Origin of the sequence: Bacillus altitudinis 41KF2b (genome assembly GCF_000691145.1) — a bacterium.
GTDB lineage: Bacteria > Bacillota > Bacilli > Bacillales > Bacillaceae > Bacillus > Bacillus altitudinis.
The window spans coordinates 1-820 of the sequence record NZ_ASJC01000033.1; the positions used below are offsets into that span (position 1 = coordinate 1).

The 820-nt window shown below is 57.8% G+C and carries 1 pseudogene; it reads right to left on the minus strand.

From position 1 onward, the window contains the following. Nucleotides 1–820: pseudogene (locus BA79_RS18685) on the minus strand (hypothetical protein); the annotation flags it as partial.

Consider the following 820-nt stretch of genomic DNA (forward strand, 5'->3'; position numbering starts at 1 on the left):
CGGTAGGTCCAGTATCTCCAGTTACACCAGTTACACCAGTTACACCAGTGGCACCAGTAGGCCCGGTATCTCCAGTTACACCAGTGGCTCCGGCAGGTCCAGTATCTCCAGTTACACCAGTCGCACCGGAAGGCCCAGTATCACCAGCTACACCAGTCGGACCGGTATTACCAGTTGCACCAGGCGCACCGGTAGGTCCGGTATTACCAGTTGCACCAGTCGCACCGGTAGGCCCAGTATCACCAGTTACACCAGTAGGACCGGTATTACCAGTTGCACCAGTCGCACCGGTAGGTCCGGTATTACCAGTTGCACCAGTTACACCAGTGGCACCAGTAGGCCCGGTATCTCCAGTAGCACCAGTAACTCCGGTGGCACCGGTAGGCCCAGTATCTCCAGTTACACCAGGGGCACCAGTAGGCCCGGTAACTCCAGTAGCACCAGTAACTCCGGTGGCACCGGTTGGACCAGTCGCACCAGTTACTCCAGTAGCACCAGTAGGCCCGGTATCACCAGTTACACCAGTCGCACCGGTAGGCCCAGTATCTGCAGTTACACCAGTGGCACCATTAGGCCCGGTATCTCCAGTAGCTCCAGTAACTCCGGCGGCACCGGTAGGCCCAGTATCTACAGTTACACCAGTGGCACCGGTTGGACCAGTCGCACCAGTTACTCCAGTAGCACCAGTAGGCCCGGTATCACCAGTTACACCAGTCGCACCGGTAGGCCCGGTATCACCAGTTACACCAGTCGCACCGGTTGGACCAGTATCACCAGTTACACCCGTATCACCGGTAGGCCCAGTATCTCCAGTTACACC